General features: G+C 71.6%; 17 protein-coding genes. 8 read left to right on the top strand and 9 right to left on the bottom strand.

Annotation, left to right across the window (positions count from 1 at the left end; genetic code table 11):
• Nucleotides 1–159: 159 nt before the first annotated feature.
• The gene (locus ACFWM2_RS27400) at nt 160–573 is read right to left on the bottom strand and encodes an organic hydroperoxide resistance protein (RefSeq protein WP_383285257.1); all 414 of its coding nucleotides are present in this window, start codon (nt 571–573) and stop codon (nt 160–162) included.
• A gap of 124 nt (nt 574–697) precedes the next feature.
• On the opposite strand from ACFWM2_RS27400, the gene ACFWM2_RS27405 reads away from it, so the two are divergent.
• Entirely contained in the window at nt 698–1,195 is a 498-nt protein-coding gene (locus tag ACFWM2_RS27405; protein ID WP_383285260.1) for a MarR family winged helix-turn-helix transcriptional regulator, read from the top strand.
• Nucleotides 1,196–1,229: 34 nt separating this feature from the next.
• Here the strand turns inward: ACFWM2_RS27405 and ACFWM2_RS27410 are convergent, their stop codons facing one another.
• Nucleotides 1,230–2,996, bottom strand: coding sequence for a glycosyltransferase family 39 protein (locus ACFWM2_RS27410; protein ID WP_383285373.1), 1,767 nt, complete (start codon nt 2,994–2,996; stop codon nt 1,230–1,232).
• Nucleotides 2,997–3,200: 204 nt separating this feature from the next.
• On the opposite strand from ACFWM2_RS27410, the gene ACFWM2_RS27415 reads away from it, so the two are divergent.
• The 3 genes from ACFWM2_RS27415 (at nt 3,201) to galE (ending at nt 7,176) form a co-directional block, all read left to right on the top strand.
• Nucleotides 3,201–4,466: a glycosyltransferase 87 family protein gene (locus ACFWM2_RS27415; protein ID WP_383285263.1), complete on the top strand. Its 1,266-nt coding sequence runs from the start codon at nt 3,201–3,203 to the stop codon at nt 4,464–4,466.
• A 55-nt stretch (nt 4,467–4,521) separates the two neighbouring features.
• The gene (locus ACFWM2_RS27420) at nt 4,522–6,114 is read left to right on the top strand and encodes a glycosyltransferase family 2 protein (RefSeq protein ID WP_383285376.1); all 1,593 of its coding nucleotides are present in this window, start codon (nt 4,522–4,524) and stop codon (nt 6,112–6,114) included.
• A gap of 81 nt (nt 6,115–6,195) precedes the next feature.
• A complete protein-coding gene (gene galE / locus ACFWM2_RS27425; protein WP_383285266.1) occupies nt 6,196–7,176 on the top strand; it encodes a UDP-glucose 4-epimerase GalE in 981 nt (326 codons plus the stop codon).
• Between the two features lie 129 nt (nt 7,177–7,305).
• On the opposite strand, the gene ACFWM2_RS27430 is transcribed toward galE, so the two are convergent.
• Together ACFWM2_RS27430 and ACFWM2_RS27435 are read right to left on the bottom strand one after the other, a co-directional pair.
• On the bottom strand, nt 7,306–8,271 hold the full coding sequence (locus ACFWM2_RS27430; protein ID WP_383285269.1) for an ADP-ribosylglycohydrolase family protein: 966 nt from the start codon (nt 8,269–8,271) through the stop codon (nt 7,306–7,308).
• Between the two features lie 54 nt (nt 8,272–8,325).
• Nucleotides 8,326–9,093: a TetR/AcrR family transcriptional regulator gene (locus tag ACFWM2_RS27435; protein ID WP_383285272.1), complete on the bottom strand. Its 768-nt coding sequence runs from the start codon at nt 9,091–9,093 to the stop codon at nt 8,326–8,328.
• A gap of 172 nt (nt 9,094–9,265) precedes the next feature.
• On the opposite strand from ACFWM2_RS27435, the gene ACFWM2_RS27440 reads away from it, so the two are divergent.
• Nucleotides 9,266–10,180, top strand: a complete 915-nt coding sequence (locus tag ACFWM2_RS27440) for an ABC transporter permease (protein ID WP_383285275.1) — start codon at nt 9,266–9,268, stop codon at nt 10,178–10,180.
• Between the two features lies 1 nt (nt 10,181).
• The gene (locus tag ACFWM2_RS27445) at nt 10,182–11,003 is read left to right on the top strand and encodes an ABC transporter ATP-binding protein (RefSeq protein ID WP_383285379.1); all 822 of its coding nucleotides are present in this window, start codon (nt 10,182–10,184) and stop codon (nt 11,001–11,003) included.
• 118 nt (nt 11,004–11,121) lie between these two features.
• Here ACFWM2_RS27445 and ACFWM2_RS27450 read toward each other — a convergent pair whose 3' ends face one another.
• The 3 genes from ACFWM2_RS27450 to ACFWM2_RS27460 form a co-directional block, all read right to left on the bottom strand.
• Entirely contained in the window at nt 11,122–12,288 is a 1,167-nt protein-coding gene (locus tag ACFWM2_RS27450) for a glycosyltransferase (RefSeq protein ID WP_383285277.1), read from the bottom strand.
• Entirely contained in the window at nt 12,285–15,152 is a 2,868-nt protein-coding gene (locus tag ACFWM2_RS27455; RefSeq protein WP_383285280.1) for a CDP-glycerol glycerophosphotransferase family protein, read from the bottom strand. Before ACFWM2_RS27455 ends, ACFWM2_RS27450 begins: the two co-directional genes overlap by 4 nt.
• A gap of 309 nt (nt 15,153–15,461) precedes the next feature.
• On the bottom strand, nt 15,462–20,408 hold the full coding sequence (locus ACFWM2_RS27460; protein WP_383285283.1) for an NAD-glutamate dehydrogenase: 4,947 nt from the start codon (nt 20,406–20,408) through the stop codon (nt 15,462–15,464).
• Between the two features lie 994 nt (nt 20,409–21,402).
• Between ACFWM2_RS27460 and ACFWM2_RS27465 the strand changes: the two genes are divergently transcribed.
• Entirely contained in the window at nt 21,403–21,969 is a 567-nt protein-coding gene (locus ACFWM2_RS27465) for a DJ-1/PfpI family protein (RefSeq protein ID WP_383285286.1), read from the top strand.
• Nucleotides 21,970–22,031: 62 nt separating this feature from the next.
• Here ACFWM2_RS27465 and ACFWM2_RS27470 read toward each other — a convergent pair whose 3' ends face one another.
• Together ACFWM2_RS27470 and ACFWM2_RS27475 are read right to left on the bottom strand one after the other, a co-directional pair.
• Nucleotides 22,032–22,697: an HAD family hydrolase gene (locus tag ACFWM2_RS27470; RefSeq protein WP_383285289.1), complete on the bottom strand. Its 666-nt coding sequence runs from the start codon at nt 22,695–22,697 to the stop codon at nt 22,032–22,034.
• 62 nt (nt 22,698–22,759) lie between these two features.
• Nucleotides 22,760–23,275 (bottom strand): DUF6912 family protein, encoded by a 516-nt coding sequence (locus ACFWM2_RS27475; protein ID WP_383285292.1) that lies wholly within the window; start codon nt 23,273–23,275, stop codon nt 22,760–22,762.
• Between the two features lie 455 nt (nt 23,276–23,730).
• On the opposite strand from ACFWM2_RS27475, the gene ACFWM2_RS27480 reads away from it, so the two are divergent.
• Complete coding sequence (locus ACFWM2_RS27480) at nt 23,731–24,399, top strand: Rv3235 family protein (RefSeq protein ID WP_383285295.1); 669 nt, start codon at nt 23,731–23,733, stop codon at nt 24,397–24,399.
• Nucleotides 24,400–24,584: the final 185 nt, after the last annotated feature.

Genomic DNA, 24,584 nt, shown 5'->3' on the forward strand with positions numbered 1-24,584 from the left:
GGGGTGCTGGGGGGGGTGGTGGTGGGGGGGGAGGGGGAGAGGGGGGGAGGGGTGTCGGGGGAACCAACGGATCCCCCCCCCGGGGTGTGTGGCTCGTTGGCCCCGCTGTTCCGGGACAAGGCCGAAGACGCCTCACCCGGGTGGTTCGGGGTGCTCGCCCTACTCGACGACGATCTCGACCGGAATGTTGCCGCGGGTCGCGTTGGAGTAGGGGCAGACCTGGTGGGCCTGCTCGACGAGCTTGCGGCCCGTCGCGGCGTCGACGGACGCGGGCAGCTCCACGCGCAGCGTGACGGCCAGGCCGAAGCCCTCGCCCTGCTTGCCGATGCCCACCTCGCCGGTCACGGCGGCGTCGGTGACGTCGACCTTCGCCTGCCGGCCGACGAGGCCCAGCGCGCTGGCGAAGCAGGCCGCGTAACCGGCGGCGAAGAGCTGCTCCGGGTTGGTGCCCTCGCCGTTGCCGCCCATCTGCACCGGGACGGCCAGCTGGAGGTCCAGGCGGCCGTCGGAGCTGACGGCGCGGCCCTCGCGGCCGTGGGTGGCGGTGGCGACAGCGGTGTAGAGCGCGTTCATGGGGACCATCCCTCTCAGGTCAAGGTCTTGCCCGGGCGGCCGGTCCGACCGCCTCACGTTCTCCAGTAGAGCACGCAATTCAATTGTGCACAACTTAATGGCGAACAAGCGCTACTCTGGATTCATGACCGCCACGCCGACCCCGAGCCCCCAGGCACCGCCCGACGGGGACTACCTCCGTCTGGAGCAGCAGATCTGCTTCTCCCTGAACGCCGCCTCGCGTGCCTTCGGCGGCGTCTACCGCGTCCTGCTGAAGGACCTCGGGCTCACCTATCCCCAGTACCTGGTGATGCTGGTGCTGTGGGAGCACGGCGAGCTGCCCGTCAAGAAGGTCGGCGAGCATCTGCGCCTCGACTCCGGGACGCTGTCCCCGCTGCTCAAGCGGCTGGAGACGGCCGGTCTCGTACGGCGTGAGCGCAGCGCCCGCGACGAGCGGTCCGTGCGGGTCCACCTCACGGACCAGGGCACGGCCCTGCGGGAGCGCGCGCTGCTGGTGCCGCGCCGGATCGCCGCCGCGACGGGCTTCGAACTCGACGAGATCCGCGAGCTGCGGACGCGGCTCGACCGGCTCACGTCGGCGCTCGACGCGGCGGCGCTGGAGGAGCCGCCGGGCTGCGAGTAGGCATGCCCCGGGTCGGCTGAGGGGGCGGGCCCGGCTACGTCATCGACAGGTCGAGGGGCTGGGCCGGTGGGCGGCGTACGTACAAACGCAGGGTCGCGCCCCGGCGCACGTACTGCTCGCGCGGTACGAACTCCTCGTCCACGACGGCCAGTTTGACCCGCTCGGTCGGGTCCTGCGGATACCAGGACGGTTGCCGCGCGAAGGGCTCGGCGACCACCCACACGTGAGTGAGGCCGAGCAGCCGTCGCCGCAGCTCCGCCGGGCCGGTCTCCTGCCCGTACAGCGTCCCGGATGCGGACGCCGACTCCCGGAGCGCGATGTCCCGTGTGCCGCGGAACCCCCGCGGATAGGCCAGCGCCGACCGTCGCCCGAGGCCCGGCAGGAACAGCACCGGGTCCCCGGGCCGCAGTTTCCGCGCGGCCACGTCGGCGATCGCGGCGAGGTCGTCGGGACGGTTCTCGGGGCGGCGGTCCTGCTCAAGCAGGGGGAACTGACCGACGAAGACGAGGGCGACGGTCAGTACGCCGGCGAGGGTGACGGCTCGCCTGGGCGCGAGGGCCGGCCCGCCCGTGCGGGTGACCGCTCGCCGACGGGCGGACGGGGTCTTGGCGCGAACCGGCCGGGCGAACGGGGTCTTGGCGCGAACCGGCCGGACCAACGCCGACGTGCCCCCCATCACGTGAGGCTCCCCCCGAGCTCCGGGGGACGTTCCCGTCGCCACGGTCAGCGCCCCTGCGCCCACCAAGTTCTCGGCCCCCGCCGCCGGCTGCTGGGCAGCCGGCGCCCGCTCCTCCCCCGACCGGCGCACGTCCGGCGTCAGCCACCCGGCTCCCGTCGCCACGAACCGACCCGCTGCCACCAGCCGTTCCGCCCCCGCCGCGGCGAGCAGTGGTGCTCCGGCCAGGGCGTAGAGCACGTACCGCTCGTCGTAGAGCGGCATGGCCTGGGAGACGGTCATCAGGAGGGTTGGCGGCAGCAGCATGAGCGGGAGGGCGACCGCGGGGAGCGACAGTTCGCCGCGGCGGCCCGACGGCGGGCGCAGGGCGAGGACGACGAGCACCAGGTACGGGACGAGAACGCCGTCGGCCGGGCCGGCGAAGTCCCCGGCCAGCCGCTCCACGCTGTGGCCGTTGGGCGGTGCGAGCCACGCGACCTGCGCGGCCTGCCCGTGGGAGACCAGCACCAGCGGCAGCAGCACCACCAGCGCCGCACCCGTGGCGCACAGCCACCCCCGCCAGACCCGCCAGGGCATCCGTGCGAGCGCCAGCGTCACCGCGTGCGCCAGTGGCAGCAGCACCGCCAGCTCGTGGAGCAGACAGGTCACGGCGACGACCACGCCGTACCCGAACCAGTCCCCCACGCGCGCGCGTGCCCTCACTCCGCCCTCCCCCCGCGCGCGTGCCGTCACCGCGCGTACCAGCAGCAGCGTCGCCAGGGCCGCACCCGCGGCGACCATGGCGTACGAGCGTCCCTCCTGTGCGTAGTGGCCGACCATGGGGTTGACGGCATACAGCAGGCCCGCCCAGAGGCCCACGCGCGGGCGGCACAGGCGGGCGCCGAGGGCGCCGACGAGGCCCGCCGTCACGACGGCGGCGCAGACCGACGGCAGCCGCAGCGGCACTTCGCCGGGGTACACGGCGAGCACCGGGTGCATGAGCAGGTAGTACAGGCCGTGCACCGCGTCCACGCTGTGCAGCAGCTGCCAGATCTGCGGCACCGAGCGCCGGGCGACCTGGAAGCTGACCGCCTCGTCGCGCCACATGCCACCGCGGTCGAGGCCCCACAGCCCGATCGCGAGCATGGCGAGCGCGGGCACCAGCACCGGCACGAGCAGGGGCGTGGACGCCGTCCCGAGGGCGGCCGTGGGCTCCGTACGCCTGACCTGCCACCGGCTCACGCGCTTGCTCAGCATGGGGCCGATTTTGTGCTATTAGCTAACCTCTGTTGCGTATTGACGGTGTATCGACCGCTATTCCCCATCCGTGCGGCTTACGATCCACCCTTGATGAGCGCCTTGACGAAACTCCGCCCCCTGCTCCCGCTCGCCGCCGCCTGGCTGGCCGCCCGCGGTCTGATGCTGTGGCTGCTCACCCACGACGACCTCCGCCTGCTCGGCAGGGGCGGGGTCTCGCGCGAGGTGGAGCGGCTGTACTTCCGCTGGTACGGCGTCCTGTCGCACGGCTCCTATCCGTCGGGCGACCATCTGTGGCAGTACCCGCCCGGTGCGGGCCCGGTCCTGCTGTCCCCCGGCCTGCTGCCGACGCTGAGCTACTTCCAGGCCTTCGTGACCCTCACGCTCGTCACGGACGCCGTGATCACGGCGACGCTCGCCCGCGCGGGCACGCGTCCGGGCCGCAGCCTGCGCGGCGCGTGGCTGTGGACGGCGGCCCTTCCGCTGCTCCTGCACATCCCGCTCGCCCGGTACGACGTGCAGGTCACCGCCTTCGCCGTCATCTCCCTGTTGACGTTGTCGCGCTCCACGCGCGTGTGCGGCGCGTTCGCCGCCATGGGGGCACTGGTGAAGGTCTGGCCCGCCCTGGCGCTCATCGGCACCCCCCGGGGCCGGACGACCCGGGAGGCCTGGACGGCGGCCGTGATCACGGCGACCGTCCTGCTGGCCGCACTCGTCGTCCTCTTCGACAACCCGTTCGACTTCCTGCGCCAACAGGGTGGCCGGGGGGTCCAGATCGAGTCACTCGGCGGCACGGTCCTCGGCGTCGCGCGCCACGCCGGCTGGCCGGGCCGGGCCCGCTACCAGTACGGCGCGATGGAGTTCGTCGGCCCCCACGTCCCCCTCGTCGCCGCCGCCTCGCTCGCACTCACCGTCGCCGCGCTCGGCCTGCTGCTGCTCTGGCGGATGCGCGCCCGGCGCTGGACGCCGGCGACGCCGTACGACGCGGCCCTCTGCGCCGTCCTGCTGTTCACGGTCACGAGCCGGGTGATCAGTCCGCAGTACATGGTGTGGCTGCTGGGCCTGTCCGCGGTGTGCCTGACCGCGCGGCACACCACCCAGCGCCCGGTGGCCGCGCTGATCGTGGCGGCGAGCGCCGTGAGCTCCGTGGTGTACCCCGCCATGTACGGCGAGGTCATCGCCGGCACCTGGACGGGCTGTCTGCTGATGCTCGTGCGCAACGGACTGCTGGCCGCGGCGGCCGCGCTGTCCTTCCGCCGCCTGTGGAGATCGGGACTTTCCCTGCCGGACCGGACCGAATCCGGCACGCGTACATGGAACCCACACCCAATTCCTGCCGTCTTCCGCACAAGACACTAAGCAACTCTTAACGGAAAATTACTCACAACTCCTACCGTTCCGGCTCGTGGAATTCATGGATCCTCATCCCGCACAGGTCACTGTCGTCGTCATCGGCTACAACGACGCCGCTCACGTGACGGACGCCGTGCGCTCGGCACTCGCGCAGGGCCCTGCCGTCCGCGAGGTGATCGCCGTCGACGACTGCTCGACGGACGGCAGCGCCGACCTCCTCGACACCCTGGCCGCCGCGGATCCGCGGGTGCGGGTGGTGCGCCGCCCGGTCAACAGCGGCGGCTGCGGCAGCCCCCGCAACAACGGGATCGACGCGGCGACCGCCCCGTACGTGATGTTCCTCGACAGCGACGACGTGCTGCCGCCCGGCGCGGTGGACGCGCTGCTCGCGGCGGCCCTCGGACGCGGCGCACAGGTCGCGGCGGGCCTGTGCGTGCGGCGCGAGCTGCCCTCGGGCCGCGAGGTCCGCTGGCAGCCCGAGCTGTACGCGAAGGCGGCCGTCGTCCCCCGCCCCGCGCGGCGCGCCCGCCTGGTCCACGACACGCTCTGCGTGAACAAGCTCTACCGCACCGACTTCCTGCGCGAGCACGGCATCCGCTTCCCGGAGGGCCGCTACACCTACGAGGACTTCGTGTTCAGCGCGCGCGTGCTGGCCGCGGGGCCGCGCATCGCGCTCGTGCCCGACACGGTGTACGTCTGGCATGTCCGCAGATCGGCCGAGCGTCTGTCGATCTCGCTCGACCGCGCGGACATCGACAACTGGCGGGCCCGGACGGAAGCGAACCGCGCCGCCTACGAGATCCTCCTCGGTGCGGGCGAGAAGCGGCTCGCGCGGGCGGTGCGCGCCAAGTTCCTCGACCACGAGCTGCGGATGTACACGCGGGAGCTCGATCTGCGCGGGCCCGCGTACCGGCGCGAGTGGTGGACCCTCACGCGCGCGTACCTCGCGTCCTTCGACGCGGCCGACTTCGCGCTGGCGCCCGCGCCCGGGCGGGTCGTCGCGCGCGTCGTCCTCGCCGCCGCCGAACCCCGTGATCTGTCCCGCCTCAAGGAGATCGCGGCCCGCCCGGCACGACTGCGGCCGCCGTACCCCCGGGCCGCCGACGGCACGCCCGTCTGGTCGGCGGACCTGCCCCAGGTGGAGCTGGACCACCTCCTGGAACGTCCCATGCATCTGCTCCCGGCTGCCGTCGACGCGGAACTGCGTCCCCGCGCGCGTGCCGCACGACTGCGGCTGCGCCTGCACGAGCTGTACGGCCGGATGGCGGACGCGGGGCCCCGGTCGGTGGACGTCGAGTTCGTGCACCGGGAGAGCGGGCGGGCGGGCCTGCGCCGTACGGCCGGCCTCGTGCCCGACCCCGACGACGACACCTGGTCCGCCGAGGTGCCCGTGGAACTGTCGGCGCTCGACTCCGGCGCCTGGGACCTGCGCCTTCGTCTCCACTTCCACGACGGCACGAGCCGCGACACCACGGCCCACGCGGTCACGGGGCCCGGTCTGCTGCGGCGCGCGGTCGTCCCGAGCCGGCGCCACGGCATCCTGCTCGTCCAGCCGTACGCCACCCACGCGGGGGCGCTGGCGCTGCGCATCGCGCCCGGATGGCGAGGAATGACCGGTGTCGTCCGCCGCAGGCTCGGCCGCCTGCTTCACTGATACGCGACCGACCACCGACCCGCACCGACTGTTTTTTGACTCACTCCCGCCTACGGGCTCACTGACGAGGGATGGCCGACCATGACCTGGCTGATCACCGGCGGCGCCGGCTACATCGGGGCGCACGTGGTCCGCGCGATGACCGAAGCGGGCGAACAGGCCGTGGTCTACGACGACCTGTCCACGGGCATCGCGGAGCGCGTGCCCGCGAGCGTCCCGCTGGTCGTCGGCTCCACCCTGGACGCCGAGTTGCTGGCCGGGACGATCACGGAGCACCGGGTCACCGGAGTCGTCCATCTCGCGGCGAAAAAGCAGGTCGGCGAGTCGGTGGACCTCCCGCTGCACTACTACCGCGAGAACGTCGAGGGTCTGCGCGTGCTGCTGGAGGCGGTCACGGCCGCGTCCGTCGCGTCCTTCGTCTTCTCCTCCTCGGCCGCGGTGTACGGCATGCCGGACGTGGACCTGGTGACGGAGGAAACCCCGTGCGTGCCGATGAGCCCGTACGGCGAGACGAAACTGGCGGGTGAGTGGCTGGTCCGCGCGACCGGCCGGGCCACCGGGCTGTCCACGGCGTCGCTGCGCTACTTCAACGTGGCGGGGGCGGCCACGCCCGAGCTGGCCGACGTCGGCGTCTTCAACCTCGTCCCGATGGTGTTCGAGCGGCTGACGGACGGTGCGCCGCCGCGGATCTTCGGTGACGACTATCCGACGCCCGACGGCACGTGCGTGCGCGACTACATCCACGTGGTGGACCTCGCGGAGGCCCATGTCGCCGCGGCCCGCGCGCTGGAGGCGTCGCCCGGCGGCGACCTGACCCTCAACATCGGCCGCGGGGAGGGCGTTTCGGTCCGCGAGATGGTCGACCGCATCAACGCGATCACCGGTTACGACTCCCCGCCGACCGTCACTCCGCGCCGCCCCGGGGACCCGGCCCGCGTGGTCGCCTCCGCCGACCGGATCGCCGTCGAACTGGGCTGGAAGGCCAAGTACGACGTCCAGGACATGATCACGTCCGCCTGGGACGGCTGGATCCGCCACCACCCGGGAGCGGCCCGCACCTGACCCGGCCACGCACCCGATCCGGGCCAGGCACCGGACCCCCGTCAGGCACCGGACCCCGCTCACACGCCGAACCGCAGTCACGCACCCGATCCGGGTCAGGCACCGGACCCCGCTCGCGCCGGACCTGGGTCACACGCCTGATCCGCCCGCGGCCGCCAGCCCCTCGGCGAGACCGGCCGGCTCCCCGGCCCGCAGCACTCGTCCGCCGAACCCCGGCAGGGGCACGTGCAGTGCCCGGGTCCACCGCTCCGGGACGGCGTCCGCCCCGTACACCGCCCCCGCCAGGCCTCCCGTCACGGCCGCCACCGTGTCGGTGTCGCCACCGAGGTCGACCGCCGCACGCACGGCACCCTCGTACGACTCCGTGGTCCGCAGCGCCCACACCGCGGAACCGAGACAGGGCCAGACCGCACCGTTGAACTCGGTGGCCAGGTCGGGGTGCCAGCCGGGGTCGAGGACCGTGCCGTAGCGCGCCCGGTGGTCCGGGTGGACGGCACGCAGGATCTCCGGCAGGGCGGCGAGCGGGTCCCGGCCGTCGAGGGCGGCCCGGACGAGTGCGTGGAACACGGCGGTGCCCTCCCAGGCCGCCCGGTCGCCGTGGGTGAGGGCGGCGATCCGGCGGGCGGCGGCCATGGTCGCCTCCTGCCCGCACCGCGCGAAGTACACGGCGGACGGGGCGGCGCGCATCAACGCCCCGTTGCCCGCGGCCCGTTGGCTGACCTGGAAGTGCAGCGCGGCCGCGAGGTCCCAGGAGTCCCCGCTGCCGAGGACGGCCTCGGTCTGCAGGCCGATGTCCTTGGGCTCGGCGGCCGCCCACCGCTGGAACCGGCGGAAGACGTCCGGGAGTTCGAGTCCGCCGTGCTCCAGCAGTGACTCGCCGACCAGTACGGCCATCTGCGTGTCGTCGGTGGCCTCGCCCGGATCCCAGCCACCGCCGCCGCACATTTCTCCGCCCTGTCCCGGAACGGGGAAGCGGGCCGAGAAGGCGCCTTCGGGGCCGAACTCGAAAGGGGCGCCGAGGGCGTCGCCGACCGCGGAGCCGAGGACGGCGCCGAGGGCGGCGCCGAGGGCGCGCAGATCGCGGTCGGGAGTCATCCGGGCAGCGTACGGGGGCCCACCCCGGCCGGGGACCGGTGGAGCGGGGCGTCGTTACAGCGCCTTGAGGGCCGCCGCCGTCGCGCGGGCCAGGCTGGCGAGGTAGTCCTTGGGGAGCTTGGGGCCGCGGACCACCACCGCGCGCCAGTACAGGGGGCCGGACATCAGGTCCAGGGCGAGGTCCTCGTTGACACCCTCGCGGATCTCGCCGCGGGCGGCGGCCGCCGTCACGATTCCGGCGGCGACCCCCTGCTGACCCTGGCGGAGCGCCTGCTGCATGGCCTCGGCGATGTCCGGGTTGCGGGCCGCCTCGGCCTGGAGGTCGGGGATGATCTGGCCGGCGACGGGGTGGCGCAGGGCACGCGACGTGACCTCGTACAGGAGCCGCAGGTCGCCCTCCAGGGAGCCCGTGTCGGGCGCGGGCAGACCCTGGACGGCGACGGCCGAGACCAGGTCCAGGACGAGGTGCAGCTTCGAGCGCCAGCGGCGGTAGACGGCCGTCTTGCCGACGCCGGCCCGGCGGGCGATGCCCTCGATGGACATCCGCGCGTAGCCCACGGCCGCGAGTTCCCCGAAGACGGCGGCACGGATGGCCTCGGTCACGTCCTCCCGGAGCACGGCCGCCCCGGCAGGAGCCCGGCGCCGCGGCGCCTTGCCGGCGTCCGTCGCCGTCCCATCGGCGCCCTTGCCCGCACCGGCCTCCGTCGCGACGGCGCCCTTGCCCGCGCCGGCCTCCGTCACATCGGCAGCCTTGCCCGCGTCCGTCTCGGAGACGTCGGCGGCCTTGCCTGCAGGGGTCCCGGGGGCGTCGGCGTTCGTCATGCCGTCCAGCATAGGCCGTTACGACGATACGGTTGCGTTCCGACGTCAGATCGGCCTACGCTCACGTTGCGACGATACGGTCCCGTCCCGACGTAATCGAACGGCAAAGACGGCGTAAGCAAACGTCCAAGGACAGCACCCGCACCCCACCCCCCGAGCGAAAGCAGCGGATGTGAGCCAGGTCCTCCACACACCGCCCCCGACGTCGGTCACCCCTTCCGACGATGCCGCGGAGCTCGCCGCCCGCTACGGCCTCACCGTCAGCGGCGCCCGCCCGACCCTGACCCAGTACGTCCGCGAGCTGTGGGCGCGGCGTCACTTCATCACCGCCTTCGCCACCGCCAAGCTCACCGCCCAGTACAGCCAGGCGAAGCTCGGCCAGGTCTGGCAGGTGGCGACCCCGCTGCTGAACGCGGCGGTCTACTACTTCATCTTCGGCGTCCTCATGGGCACCAGCCGAGGCGTGGCCGACTACATCCCGTTCCTGGTCACCGGCGTCTTCGTGTGGACGTTCACGCAGAGCTCGATCATGGCGGGCACCCGCGCGATCTCCGGCAGCCTCGGCCTCGTACGGGCCCTGCACTTCCCGCGGGCCGCCCTGCCGGTGTCGTACTGCCTCCAGCAGCTTCAGCAGCTGCTGTTCTCGATGGGCGCGCTGGTCGTCATCCTGCTCTGCTTCGGCGTCCCGGTGAGCGCGTCCTGGCTGCTCGCCCTCCCCGCGCTCACGCTCCAGTTCGTCTTCAACGCGGGCGTGGCGATGGTCATGGCCCGGATGGGCGCCAAGACGCCCGACATCGCGCAGCTGATGCCGTTCCTGCTGCGCACCTGGATGTACGTCTCCGGCGTGATGTGGAGCATCGACAAGGTGCTCAGCCACCAGGACCTGCCGCACGCCGTACTGGTGGCCCTGCAGTGCAACCCGGCCGCCGTGTACATCGACCTCATGCGGTTCTCGCTGATCGACAGCTTCCACCACGATCAACTGCCGCCCCACGTGTGGGCGCTGGCCGTGGGCTGGGCGCTGGTCGCCGGCGTCGGCGGCTTCATCTACTTCTGGAAGGCTGAGGAGACCTACGGCCGTGGCTGACATCTTGACGAAGGACGCCGGACCCCGGAGCCGGACCGGTGCCGACAGCGGCTCCGCGCCCGTCCCCACCGTGATCGCCACCGGCGTCGACATCGTCTACCGCGTCAACGGCACCGGTGCCGGCCGGGGCACCGCCACCGCCGCCCTCAACCGCATGCTGCGCCGCCGGCAGACCGAACAGGCGGCCGGCGTCCGCAAGGTGCACGCGGTGAAGAACGTGTCCTTCACGGCGTACCGCGGCGAGGCGATCGGCCTGATCGGCACCAACGGCTCGGGCAAGTCCACCCTGCTCAAGGCGGTCGCCGGCCTCCTCCCCGTGGAGAACGGCAGGATCTACACGGACGGCCAGCCCTCGCTCCTCGGCGTCAACGCCGCCCTGATGAACGACCTCACGGGTGAGCGCAACGTCCTTCTCGGCGGCCTGGCGATGGGCATGTCCCGCGAGCAGGTCAAGGAGCGCTACCAGGAGATCGTCGACTTCTCCGGCATCAACGAGAAGGGCGACTTCATCACGCTGCCCATGCGCACGTACTCCTCCGGCATGGCGGCCCGGCTCCGCTTCTCCATCGCCGCGGCCAAGGACCACGACGTCCTGATGATCGATGAGGCCCTGGCCACCGGGGACCGCTCCTTCCAGAAGCGCTCCGAGGCGCGCATCCGCGAGCTGCGCAAGACCGCCGGCACGGTGTTCCTTGTCAGCCACAACAACAAGTCGATCCGGGACACCTGCGACCGGGTGCTGTGGCTGGAGCGCGGCGAACTGCGCCTGGACGGGCCCACGGACGAGGTCATCAAGGAGTACGAGAAGTTCACGGGGAAGTAGCGGGGCGCGCCCCGCACGGCGCGCGCCCGCACTGGGCGCGCGCTCGCCGGGCGCACGCTCACTGGGCGCACGCTCAGTGGGCGCGCGCTCAGTGGGCGCCCGCTCACTGGGCGCGCGCTCACCTCTCCAGGAAGAGGAACAGCTCCTCCCAGCGCCGTACGACCTCCTCCGTCGTGTAGCGCTGGATGTTCACCCGGGCCGCCTCGCCCATCGCGTCCCGCAGTTCCTTGTCGGACATCAACGTGTCGAGTCGCCGGGCGAGTTCACCGGTGTTGCCGAGGCCGGCCAGCAGCCCGTCCTCGCCGTCGTGGACGATCTCGCGGACGCCCGGCGCACAGTCGAAGGCGGCGCACGCCAGGCCAGACGCCATCGCCTCCATGAGGGCGAGCGGGAAGCCCTCGCCACGTGAGGACAGCACGAACACGGACCCGCTGCGCAGGGCCGCCGGGACGTCGCCGGTACGGCCCTTCCACTCCACGGAGTCGTCGAGGCCGAGGGACGTGCACTGCTTCCTCAGGATCTCCTCGTCCTCGCCGGAGCCGTAGATCCGCAGCGTCCAGCCGGGATGGCGCGGCGCGACCTCGGCCCAGGTGTCGAGGAGCATGTCGATGCCCTTCTGGTCGGTCAGCCTGCCCACGCTGACCACGGCCTTCTCGGTGCGCGGGGACGGCACCTCGGGCATGAACGGGAGCGGGTTCGGCATGAACGAGGCGTTGTTCATGCCCTGTCCGATCCACAGGTCGGCGTCCTCACGGGTGAGCGCCAGCATGCGGTCGACGTCCCGGTAGTGCAGCAGCACCCGCGGGAAGCGCGAGGTCGACTTCGAGAAGAGGAACGACTCGTGGCTCATGCCGATGACGGTCAGTCCCGTGGTGTCGGCGAGCTCCACCCACTCCATCGCCCACACCTGCGTGACGATCACGACGGCGCCCGTCCGGGCGGCCCGGAACAGCGCGGTCAGCTTGGCGGCCTGCTCGCGCATGCCCGCCGCGCGGGCGGCACGCAGCCGCCGCTCGGCCACACTGAGCCGCCCCCTTAGCCCGCTCGGCGCCGCGACCCGCGGCGGGTGGACGTCGTACAACGTCGTGGTGGGGTAAGGGAGATCGCCCAGTTCCTGGACGACGGCGGGCTCGGTGATGCCGATGACCTGGACGCGGTGGCCGCGCTCGGTGAAGAGGCGGGCCATCTGGTGCGACCAACTGGTCACTCCGCCCAGCTCGTCGACGCTGTTGGAGACGAAGAAGATGTCGCGTTTCCGCTCGTCCCGCTCGCTGTACCCGCTCACGCGCGCCTCCCCTGGGAAAAGAACTGGTCGACGATGCCCCGGGCGGCGGTGCCCTTGTCGTACTCGCCGAAGTCGGCGACGAACCGCTCCCGCGCCGCCGCGTACTTCACGATCTGTTCGTCGAGGGAGCCGAGGGCGGCGTGCAGCTCGTCCTCGGTGCGCACGACGGGTCCGGGCGCCCGCTCCAGCAGGTCGAAGTACGTTCCGCGGCCCTCGTGCACGTACTCCTCGTAGTCGTACACGAAGAAGAACATCGGCCGGTCGAGGAGGGCGTAGTCGAACATCACCGAGGAGTAGTCGGTGATCAGCCCGTCGGCGAGCGCGAGCAGCGGTGTCATGTCGTGGTGCGCGGTGACGTCGATGACGCGGCCCCGCACGGACGGTGGCAGCACGACGTGGTTGAGGTAGTGCGAGCGCACGAGAAGGACGTACCGGTCGCCGTATGTGTCGGCGAACCGCTGCACGTCGAAGGGCAGCTCGAACCGCCGCTGCCTGCCCCCGCGTTGCCGGAAGGTCGGCGCGTAGAGCAGCACCGTCCTGTCCTCCGGGATGCCCAACTCGGCGGCGAGCGGCCCGCGTTCACGGCGCCCGGACCTCTCCTCGCGCTCCTTGGCCTGTACGAGGGCGTCGTTGCGCGGATACCCCACCCGCAGCAGCGTCTTCTCCTGGAGCCGGAACGCCCGTGCCAGGGTGCGCACATCGTGCTCGGAGCGGATCAGGAAACGGTCGAAGCGGTCCAGGGTGCGCTGCTGCTCGTCCTGCTCGGTCCGGGTTCTGAGCTTCCACTCGGGCTCGTCGAACCCCATCCGCTTCAGCGCCGAACCGTGCCAGGTCTGCAGGTACGTCGTCTCCGGCCGCTTGGTGAGCTTCAGCGGGTAGCTCTGGTTGTCGACCCAGAACTCGGCCCGGGCGAGCGCCTTGAGGTACGGCAGCGACCAGCGGCGCACCAGGGTGGCATCGGCCGGAAAGCCGTCAGGACTGCCCGCGTACGACCACACCGCCTCGAAGTCGAGACCCTGGCGGCGCATCTCCTCGTAGATGGCCCGGGGGCTGTCGCTGTACTGCCGGCCCAGGTGGCTCTCGAAGACGACGAGGCCCTTCTTGACCGGGAGGCGGGTGAACACCTCGTGGTACAGGCGGAGTCTGGTGTCCCCGGAGGTCAGCTTCTTGCGCAGGGCCTTGGCCTTGCGGTAGCCGGACTTGGCGAGCCGTCCGGTCGGGCCGTGCACGCCCCGCTGGACGAGTTCGTTCGCCTTCTTGTCCGGGACGAGCCGGAAGGAGAGGTGGCCGCGCGAGGAGACCACCGGTTCGATGCGGTCGGCGACCAGCCGGGTGAGCCGGGGCCGCACGGGCAGGGAGCCGGCGGCCAGGCCGGGTTCGGCGGCCGTCAGCCGGGTCGAGGTGCGGACGCCGTCGACGTCCAGATGGAGCCGTACGTCCCACACGGCGTCCACGATGCCCAGTGGCCGGACGGTGGCGAGGTCGGCCGAGGCCTCCCAGGCGATGGTCTCGCCCTCGTGCCGCACGGTCGTCACGGGGAAGCGGAAGGTCTGGAAGCGCACCCCCGGGCGGCGGGCGTAGAACTCCAGCTCCCCGGCGAGACGGGCACCCGGCGGGATGACACCGAGGGGGTTGGTGATCCGCCCGGCCAGCAGGGCGCTGCCACCCGCCTTCGTGTACGAGGTCAGGGCGTTGCGCAGGAACATCCGCTCGACGGGCTTGGTGTGGTAGCCGAGCTCGGTGACGTCCAGGACGTGCCGGCCGAAGTCGTCGTCGAGGTGCTCGGCACACCAGTAGACGCGTCCGTCGCGTTCGACGAGCGGGGAGGAGATCTTGTCGCGGTTGGACAGGGTGTCCACGGCGGGCAGCAGGTTGGCCCAGTCGCTCTTCTGCAGGAGGTAGGCGCAGATGGCGTGGATGGGCTCGGTCTCGTCGAAGGCGGCGCGGTCGATCGACTCCAGGTACTGCCGGGCGATTCCGGCGAACGCCTCGCGGTAGGCCGCGTCCCGGAAGGGCAGTTCCCGCAGATGCAGCACCAGATCGTGCTTGAGCCACTTGACGTCCTTGGCGAACTTCAGCTCCAGCAGGCCGTTGTCCGCGAGGAGTTGGTCGACCCGTCGGTGGATCTCCATGCGGTGCGTGAAGTTGGCGATCTCGTCACGCCGGTTGCTGATCGACTTCGTCGCCGCCGGTTTCTCCACGACCCGCCAGTCGTAGACCCGGTTGGGGATGAGCGTGATGCGGCGGGCGGCCACATACGCCTGGGCGGAGAAGAGCAGGTCCTCGTAGTGGATGCCGACCGGGAAGCGCAGTCCCTGGTCGAGCAGGAACTGCCGGCGGTAGCACTTGTTGGTCGACAGGGTGTCGAAGACCAGCAGGTCGGGCAGCTCGGAGACCGACTCCAGGGTGCGGGTGCGCTCATAGAGCCAGGGGTACCACTTGACCTCCTTGCCAGTGCGCGAGTCGACGTGGACGCGGACGCACAGGCCCGAGACAAGGTCGGCGCCGGTGGCCTCGGCGGCCTCCAGCATGTTCCGGCAGGCGTTGCGCTCCAGGACGTCGTCGCTGTCGAGGAAGAGGACGTAGTCGCCGCGGGCCTGCTCGATGCCGTGGTTGCGGGGGGCGCCGCAGCCGCCGCTGTTCTCGGGGAGCCGGAAGGCGCGGACCCGGTCGGGGTACTCGGCCGCCAGCAGCCGGGCCACCTCGTGCGAACCGTCCGTGCTCCGGTCGTCCACGACGACGACCTCGACGTCGTGCAGCGTCTGGTCCAGGACGGAGCGCACCGCCGTGGGCAGCCTCTCCGCGTCGTTGTAGACGATCACGACCACGGAGACGGCGGGCGGGCGGCGCTGATCCACATTCATCCTATTTATCCTAGACATTCCCGATGGGCCGACCTAGGTGGGCTGGTCCACTTGTGTACCGACCAGGTAGACGGCGATCGGGGCGCGGGGGTTGCCGCCCGACCATCAGGCCAACGTCAGTCGAATGTACCTTTTAGCAGTAAAAGGTAAGTTCGAGGTCTGGATTCTCCGAGAGCATGTCAAGGGCGCGGCAAGAGCCGGGCAAGAGAGCGCGCCGGTCCTGGCGGCGCGGACGCGGCTCACGACAGCAGACGAAAACGGGGGCGCCCCGAGCCGAATCGGCCCGGGGCGCCCCCATCGACGTACGGACTACGAATGCGTCCGCAGCAGCGTGCGCATGGTCCGCATCGCCACCGACAGGTTCGCCAGGTCGAAGGAGTCCGAGCTCCGGATCTCCTCCAGGGTCGTGCGGGCCCGGCCGAGGATCGCGGCGTTCTTCTCCTCCCACGCCTTGAAGCGCTGCTCCGGGGTGGAGGTGCCGTTGCCGACGGCGAGAACGTCCGCCGTGAGCGCCGCGTGGGCCGCGTACAGGTCCTCGCGGATCGAGGCGCGGGCCATGGACTGCCAGCGGTCGGCACGCGGGAGCTCGATGATCCGGTCCATGAGCTGGGTGATCGACAGCCGGTCGGCGAGGTCGTAGTAGACCTCGGCGACGTCCATCGGGTCCTTGCCCATGCGGTCGGCCACCGCGACGATGTCCAGCGTCGGGAAGGCGGACGAGAAGCCGGCCACCCGGCTGGCGAGCTCGTCCGGGACCCCGGCCGCCGTCAGCTCGTCGCAGATCTGCTGGTACCACTCGAGATCCGGGCCACGCAGCAGCTTGGGCAGCTCGTCCCAGACCTGCTTGACGCCCTCGCGGAAGAACGAGATCGTCTCGGCGAGCTGCAGCGGCTGCGGCCGGTTGTTGAGCAGCCAGCGCGTACCGCGCTCGACGAGACGGCGCGAGTGCAGCCGGATCCGGGTCTGCACGCCCGCGTCGACGACATTGTCGAGCGACTCGACGGCGTCCCACACCGCGCTGGAGTCGAAGATCGCGCGGGCCGCGGTCTGCGCCCGGACGATCTCCTCCAGCGAGGCACCGGTCTCCTCGCGCAGCCGGTGCAGGAAGCTCGTACCACCCGTGTTGACGGTGTCGTTGACCAGCACCGTCGTGACGATCTCGCGGCGCAGCGCGTGCGCGTCGATCTGCTCGCGGAACTTGTCGCGCAGCGCCGTCGGGAAGTACGCGTGCGCCAGGCTCTGCAGATACGGGTCGTCGGGCAGCGAGGTGGCGAGCAGCTCGTCGGACACCGTGATCTTCGTGTACGCGAGGAGGACGGCCGTCTCCGGGCCGGTGAGCCCCTGGCCGCCGTTCAGCCGCTCACGGATCTGCCGCTCGGTGGGCAGGAACTCCAGCGCCCGGTCGAGGTGGCCCTCGCGCACCAGATGGCGGATGAACCGCTGCTGGGCGTGGAGCATGCTCGGGGACTGGGCGAGCGCGTTGGCGATCGCCACGTTCTGCGCGTAGTTGTTGCGCAGGACCAGGTGGCCGACCTCGTCGGTCATCGCGGCGAGCAGCTTGTTGCGCTGCTTGACAGTCAGATCGCCGTTCGTCACCACCGAGTTGAGCAGGATCTTGATGTTCACCTCGTGGTCGGAGGTGTCCACACCCGCGCTGTTGTCGATGGCGTCGGTGTTGATCCTGCCGCCCTGCTGGGCGAACTCGATCCGGCCGAGCTGGGTCAGACCCAGGTTGCCGCCCTCGCCGACGACCTTGACCCGCAGGTCGGCGCCGTCCACCCGGATCGCGTCGTTGGCCTTGTCGCCGACCTCGGCGTGCGACTCGGCGGACGACTTCACGTACGTGCCGATGCCGCCGTTCCACAGCAGGTCGACCGGCGCCTTGAGGATCGCCTTCATCAGGTCGGCCGGGGTCATCTTGCCGACGCCCGCCTCGATGCCGAGGGCCTCACGGATGTGCGCGTTGACCTGGATCGCCTTGGCCGTACGCGGGAAGACGCCGCCACCGGCCGAGATCAGCCCGGTGTCGTAGTCGGCCCACGACGAGCGCGGCAGGTCGAAGAGGCGCCGGCGCTCCGCGTACGAGGTCGCCGCGTCCGGGTTCGGGTCGATGAAGATGTGCCGGTGGTCGAAGGCGGCGACCAGGCGGATGTGCTCGGACAGCAGCATGCCGTTGCCGAACACGTCGCCGGACATGTCGCCGACGCCGACCACGGTGAAGTCCTCGGTCTGGGTGTTCACACCCAGCTCCCGGAAGTGGCGCTTGACGGACTCCCAGGCACCGCGGGCGGTGATGCCCATGCCCTTGTGGTCGTAGCCGGCGGAACCGCCGGAGGCGAACGCGTCGCCGAGCCAGAAGTTGTACGACTGCGCGACCTCGTTGGCGATGTCCGAGAACGTCGCCGTGCCCTTGTCGGCGGCGACCACGAGGTAGGTGTCGTCCCCGTCGTGCCGGACGACGTCGGCGGGCGGCACGACCTCGCCGGCCACCATGTTGTCGGTGATGTCGAGCAGCGCCGAGATGAAGGTCTTGTAGCTCCGGATGCCCTCGGCCAGCCAGGCGTCACGGTCCGCGGCCGGGTCCGGCAGCTGCTTGGCGACGAAGCCGCCCTTGGCGCCCACAGGCACGATGACGGTGTTCTTCACCATCTGCGCCTTGACCAGGCCGAGGATCTCGGTACGGAAGTCCTCACGCCGGTCGGACCAGCGCAGACCGCCGCGCGCGACCTTGCCGAACCGCAGGTGGACGCCCTCGACGCGCGGTGAGTACACCCAGATCTCGTACGCCGGACGCGGCGCCGGAAGATCCGGGATGGCCTGCGGGTCGAACTTCATGGAGACGTAGTCGTGCGGCTTGCCGCCGGCCGCCTCCTGGAAGAAGTTCGTCCGCAGCGTGGCCTTGATGAGGTGCAGGAAGGACCGCAGGATCCGGTCCTCGTCGAGCGACGCGACCTGGTCGAGCGCCGCGTCCAGCTCCTCCAGCAGGGCGTCCGTCAGCTCGACACCGGCCCGCTGCCGGTCCGGCGACATCCGCGCCTCGAAGAGCGAGACCAGCAGCCGGGTGGTGTGGACGTTGTTGCGGAGGGTGTCCTCCATGTAGTCCTGGCTGAAGGTCGAGCCGGCCTGGCGCAGGTACTTGGCGTACGCGCGCAGCACCATGGCCTGGCGCCAGTTCAGCCCGGCGCTCAGGACGAGGGCGTTGAAGCCGTCGTTCTCGGCCTGGCCGGTCCAGGTGGCGGCGAAGGCCTCCTGGAAGCGCTGGCGGCCGTCGTCGCCGAGGTAGTCCCCGTTGCCGTTCTGCGTCTTGGGCAGGCGCAGCCCGAAGTCGTAGATCCAGGCCGTCGTACGGTCCGAGCAGCGCAGCTCGTAGGGACGCTCGTCGGTGACCTCGACGCCCATGCGGTTGAGGGCCGGCAGGACCGCGGAGAGCGAGACCTGCGCGCCGGTGCGGTAGATCTTGAAGCGGCGCTCACCGGGCGCGGCTCCCACCGGCTCGTACAGGCTGAGCGCGAAGTCCTTGATGCCCTCGCGCTGGGCGTGGCTGAGGTGCTCCAGGTGGACCAGGTCGGCGACGGCCGCACGCGGGGAGTGGTCGGCCTTGTAGCCCTCGGGGAAGGCGTTGTTGTACCGGCGCAGCAGCTCGGCGGCGCGCTCCTCACCGAACTCGGCGGTCAGCGCCTCCCCGAAGCCGTCGGCCCAGGACCGGGCGGCCTCGACCAGGCGCGCCTCGATGCGCTCCTTGTCGGCGTCGGACAGCTGCGGCAGCTCGGTGCCCTGCGGGACCCGCACCACGAAGTGCAGCCGGGAGAGGATCGACTCGGTGTTCCAGGCCGTGAAGTCGACGCTGTTGCCGCCGAGTTCCTCCTTGAGGATGTCGATGATCCGCAGGCGCACGCCGGTGGTGTAGCGGTCGCGCGGGAGGTAGACCAGCGCGGAGTAGTAGCGCCCGTACTCGTCCTGGCGCAGGTACAGCCGCAGCCGCCGCCGCTCCTGGAGGTACAGGACGCTGGTGACGATGGTCCGCAGCTCGTCGACCGGGGTCTGGAAGAGCTCGTCGCGCGGGTACGTCTCCAGGATCTGGAGCAGGTCGCGCCCGTCGTGGCTGTTGGGCGAGAAGCCGGCGCCGCGCAGGACTTCCTGGACCTTGCGGCGGATGACCGGCACGCGGCGCACGGACTCGGTGTACGCGGCCGAGGAGAAGAGTCCGAGGAAGCGCCGCTCGCCGACGACGTTCCCGTGCGCGTCGAACTTCTTCACGCCCACGTAGTCGAGGTACGAGGGCCGGTGGACGGTGGCGCGGCTGTTGGCCTTGGTCAGCACCAGCAGCTTGTGCTCGCGGGCCTTGGCGCGGGCGTCGGCAGGGAGCCGCTCGAAGGACGGGCTGACCGGGTGGCTGTCGTCGCCGCCGTGCTGCGGGTCGGAGCGCAGAATGCCGAGGCCGGTGCCGGGCACCGCGGCCAGCGAGTCGTCGTCCCGCAGCTCGTACTCGCGGTAGCCGAGGAAGGTGAAGTGGTCGTCCGCGAGCCAGCGCAGCAGCTCACGGGCCTCCTCGACCTCCTGGTCGCGCAGGTCGTCCGCGGTCGGCTCCTTGGGCAGCTCCTCCGCGATCCGCAGCGCGGAGTCGCGCATCTTCTCCCAGTCCTCGACGGACTCACGGACGTCGGACAGCACGCGCAGCAGGTCGGCGGTGATCTGCTTCAGGTCCGCGCGGTCGGTCTCGCGGTCGATCTCGACGTGGATCCAGGACTCGACGGAGGCGTCGTGCGGGAGCTCGCCGGTCGGCCGCCCCGGCAGCACCTCGCTCAGCCTGCCGGTCAGATCACGCCGTACGACGAACTGCGGGTGGATGACGACATGGATGCCGCGTCCCTGCCGCGAGAGCTCATTGGTGACCGAGTCGACGAGAAAGGGCATGTCATCGGTGACGACCTCGACGACGGAGTGGCTGCAGGTCCAGCCGTTCTCCTCGACGGTCGGGGTGTGGACCCGCACGTTGGCCGTGCCCTGAGGACGGTTCTCGGCCAGCCGGTAGTGGGAGAAAGCGGCTCCGAAGATGTCGACCGGGTCGCGGTCGGCGAGGTCCTCCGGGGCGGTGTGCAGGTAGTAGCGCTGGAGGAACGTGAGCACGGTGTCCCGGTCAGGGGTGCCCTCGCCCGTCGTCCCAGTCGGTAGGTGCCCCCCGACCGGGCTGTTCTCAGCTACCCGGGCGGCCCGTTCGAGCAGCTCGGCCTTGGCTTCGTCCAGCTTGGTCTGCATTGTCCTCTGGCTCCTGTCGCGCGCCATTGCGTGACGTAGAAAGAAGTACGGTCTCTTCTCCGACGAAACGCCGAGACGCGGGGTGTCCGGTCTGGTTCGACGCTATGCCGCGTGGAGAGATGAGCGGGGGGTTATCAGCCATTTTCGGCACCCGCGGGGAGTGTGACGCTGCTCTCGGCACCGTCCGCTCCAGGGGTGCTCCCGGCCTACGGAGTGCGCTCGCCGCCACCCCGGCCCGCCCGCGAAGATCAGCGATTGCCGCCCGGTCACGGATGTCGTCCGTGCTCTCCGGGCGCGGGGCAGGGGCGACGATGCCCCCGCGAGATATCGCGCTGATCACGCCACCAGGCTATCGCCCCCTACCCGGGACCCGTCATGAGCCGTATGTGTACAAAACCGGGGGTCGAACTTTGACAGTATGCACAGGGACGAAACGGGCGAGGACATGCAGTACCGCCACTGTCGTAGCAGTCTTGGCAGTGGGCCACGGGTACGCGTGCCGCTGGGGCCGCACGGGTACCGCGGGTGGCCTTGGCGGCGCAGGCGTCACGGGTGCCGGAGGCGTCACGGGTGGCACGGGTGGCCTTGGCGGCGCAGGCGTCACGGGTGCCGCGGGTGCCGCGGGCGTTACGGGTGCCGCAGGTGGCAGCAGCGGTGCGCAGGCGTTACGGGTGCCGGAGGCGTCACGGGTGGCGCGGGTGGCCTTGGCGGCGCAGGCGTTACCGGTGCCGCGGGCGGCGGCGCAGGGGCTCACCGGTGCCGCGGGCGGCGGCGCAGGCGCTCACCGGTGCCGCCGGTGGCGGCGGGCGCCAGAGGGCAGCGCGGGTCGCAATGACGCACCCGTACGGCGTCGGATGCACGCCTCGCCCCGGCGCCGGCACGCATGCGGGTGTTCGCGCCGAGCGGGCCCCCTTGGCAAGACCTCCCGACGGAGGCACGTTGGCCCAGGACGGCCCACGGCGGCACAGGCACGGCTGACAGGAGCGGCAGCGACATGGCAACGAAGATCCTCATCGTCACCGGCGACGCAGCGGAGTCGCTGGAAGTCCTCTACCCGTACCAGCGCCTGCGCGAGGAGGGCTACGACGTGCACATCGCGGCTCCCACCCGCAAGCAGCTGCAGTTCGTGGTCCACGACTTCGTGCCCGGCTTCGACACCTACACGGAGAAGCCCGGCTACACCTGGCCCGCGGACCTCGCGTTCGCCGATGTCGACCCCGGCCAGTACGCCGCCCTCGTCATCCCGGGCGGCCGCGCTCCGGAGTACCTCCGCAACGACCCCGAACTCCGCAAGATCCTCAAGTCCTTCTTCGACGCGGACAAGCCCGTCGCCCAGATCTGCCACGGTCCGCTGCTGACGGCCGCGGTGGACGGCCTGCGAGGCCGGCGCGTCACGGCGTACCCGGCGCTGGAGCTGGACATGCAGGCCGCCGGCGCCACCTTCCAGGACGCGGAGGCGGTGGTCGACGGCACGCTCGTCTCCTCCCGCGCCTGGCCGGACCACTCCGCCTGGATGCGGGAGTTCCTCACGGTCCTGCGGGCGAAGGCGCCGGTGAACTGACCGCACGGCCCGCGGAGGGGGCGAGAGCGAGGGGGTGACAGCGAGGGACGAGGGCGTCCGCGTCAGGCCGCCAGCCGCTCGGCCTCCTCCACTGCCTCCGCCAGGGTGTCCACCACGGGCACGCCCACCTGCTCCAGGCTGGCCCTGCTGTGGGAACCCCCGGTGTACAGGACCGCCTGTGCGCCCACGTGCAGCGCGGCGACCGCGTCGTCGGCGGCGTCCCCGATGACGACGGTGCGCGCCGGATCCACCTGGGCGAGCGCGCCGATGTGCCGCACCATGTGCTCGGCCTTGCTGCCGCCCGAGGGCCCGGTCCGCCCGTCGACCCGTATGAAGTGCGAGTCGATCCCGAACCCGCGCACCAGGGGAACCAGCTCCTCATGCCCGTACATGCTCAGGAGGGACTGGCTGCGCCCCGCGGACCGCCAGCCGGCGAGCAGCGCCGGCACCCCTTCGGTGAGGCCGCAGGCCGCCCGGTGCTCCGCGTAGTACCGGTGGAAGGTCTCGTCCATGACCTGCCACTCGGCGTCGGTCGGCAACCGCCCGATCAGCCGCTCGTAGAACTTCGGCACCGGGACGCAGTACAACGCCCGGTACTGCTCCAGCGTGATCGGCTCGATGCCGAGCTCGACGAACGCCGCGTTCGTCGCCCCGATGATGGCGGCGTTGTCGTGGAACAGCGTCCCGTTCCAGTCCCACACAATGTGCGCTGCTTTGTGCTTCCCCATATCCAAAACGTACCCGGCCCCACCGACAACGGACCCGCGGGATGGTCCGGTCTCCGGAGAAGTCAGTCGCCGAGCCCGACCAGGCCGGGGATCTCCTGCGTCGCGAACCAGAGCAGCTCGTGGTCCTCGGCGCCGTCGACGACGAACTGGGCGTCGTCGTCCCCGAGATCCGCCCCGCCCAGCGCCTCGGCAGCCGCGGTGACGTCCGCCTCGGCGTCGTCCGCGTCCGCGTGCACGGCGGCCGCCTTGGCCAGCGGTACGGGCCCGGTGACCCGCACCTCGCCGAGCGCCCCCGGGTCCAGTCCCCGATCGGGGTCGGCCGACGCCGCTCCGTCGGCCACGTCGACCGCGACCACGACCCGCCGCCGGGCGGCCCCGGGATCGACCGCGACCAGCCGCAACGAGGCCAGCGCCGCGCGGTTCAGCGCCGCGTACTCGAGCTCCTCGATGTCGTCGGAGAGATACCACTCGCGCAGCGCGGGAGTGACGGCGTACGCGACGAACCGCCCCGCCCCCAACTCCCCCGTCTTGTACGCCTCGGCGAGCCCGGAGAGGGTCAGGGGGACGTAGACGCGCATGGTGGCCGCTTTCGTTGGTCGGAGGGCTCGGAGGAGTGCGTTACCGCTCTCCTCTTGGAGGATATTTCCTTGCCTCGGGAGGGGCATTCCCGCGCCTCCGGGAGGACATTCCCGAGTCCCGGAAGGGCATTCCCGCGCCTCCGGGAGGGCACTCCCCTGTCCCCGGAAAGGCGTTCACGCATCTCCGGGAGGGCCTTCAGGATACGTGCGGGCGTCCCCTTTCGAGGCCCGGGTCGTGCGCCCGGCGCCGTCCACCCCGCTCCCGCACTTCACCCCGTGCACCCCCGCTCCGGCCTGCCTTCGTACGTCGCCGGCCACCCTGATAGGTGAACGCCCCGGCCGCCTCCGACGCGGCTCCTCGGTCCTTGCCGCCACCTCCTCCCGCCCCGTACAAGATCACCAACAAGAAGTTACCGCCCGGTATTCAGCCCGGGCCCACGGAACGGGGACGCCGTATGAACAAGGTGATGACCAGGACCAAGCGCTCGGGCGGCCGTCCGCCGGGCCGCCAGGACACCCGCCGCCCCGGCAGCGCCCCGCCCCGCACCCCGGGCGGCGGCACCCCGCGCACCACGCCCCGCGCCGGACTCCTGTCGGCGCCCACGGCCCCGGCCACCACTCCGCCCGCTCCGACGGCTTCCGTCCCGCCCAGGACGGCAGCCGGAGCCTCCGCGCACTCCTCCCCGGGCCACTCCCGTACCGCGACGAGCACACCGGGTACGGCACCGGTCGGCGACGCGTCCCGCACCGCAGCCACCCCAGGCCCACTCAGCCCTGTCGCCCAGCCCCGGCCCACCGACCTCTTCGCCGACCGGCTGCTCGCGGTGCTCAGCGGCCGGCGGCCCGTCCACTGCATGCTGCGCCACACCGCCGGCCGCGCCTACGACGAACTCGCCTGGCTCGCCGAGCGCGGGCCGCTGCGCACCCGCGGGACCCGGCCGGTCGTCCGCGACATCGGGTACTACGTCCCGCGTCCGGGCGCCATCGAGGCCTTCGCCCGCATCGGCGCCGGCGAACAGCTCCGGGCGATGGCCTTCCGTCTGGAACAGGGCCCCGACCTGCGCTGGCGCTGCACGGCCGTGGAACTGGGCGGCCCCCGCATGCCGCAGACGGACGACGACTGAGTCCCGCCGGGCATCCGCGATCGCCGGCTCACCGCCCGCGGACAGCGCACGGGCGGACAACACATAGGTCTGGACAACACATAGGTCCGGACAGCACACAGAGGCAGCGCAAAGGCCGGCGAGGCAGCGCAAAGGGCCGGACACCCTCAGGTGCCCGGCCCTCAGCCGACTGCCGGCGCTCGCGC

Source organism: Streptomyces sp. NPDC058371 (genome assembly GCF_042723265.1).
Classification (GTDB): domain Bacteria; phylum Actinomycetota; class Actinomycetes; order Streptomycetales; family Streptomycetaceae; genus Streptomyces.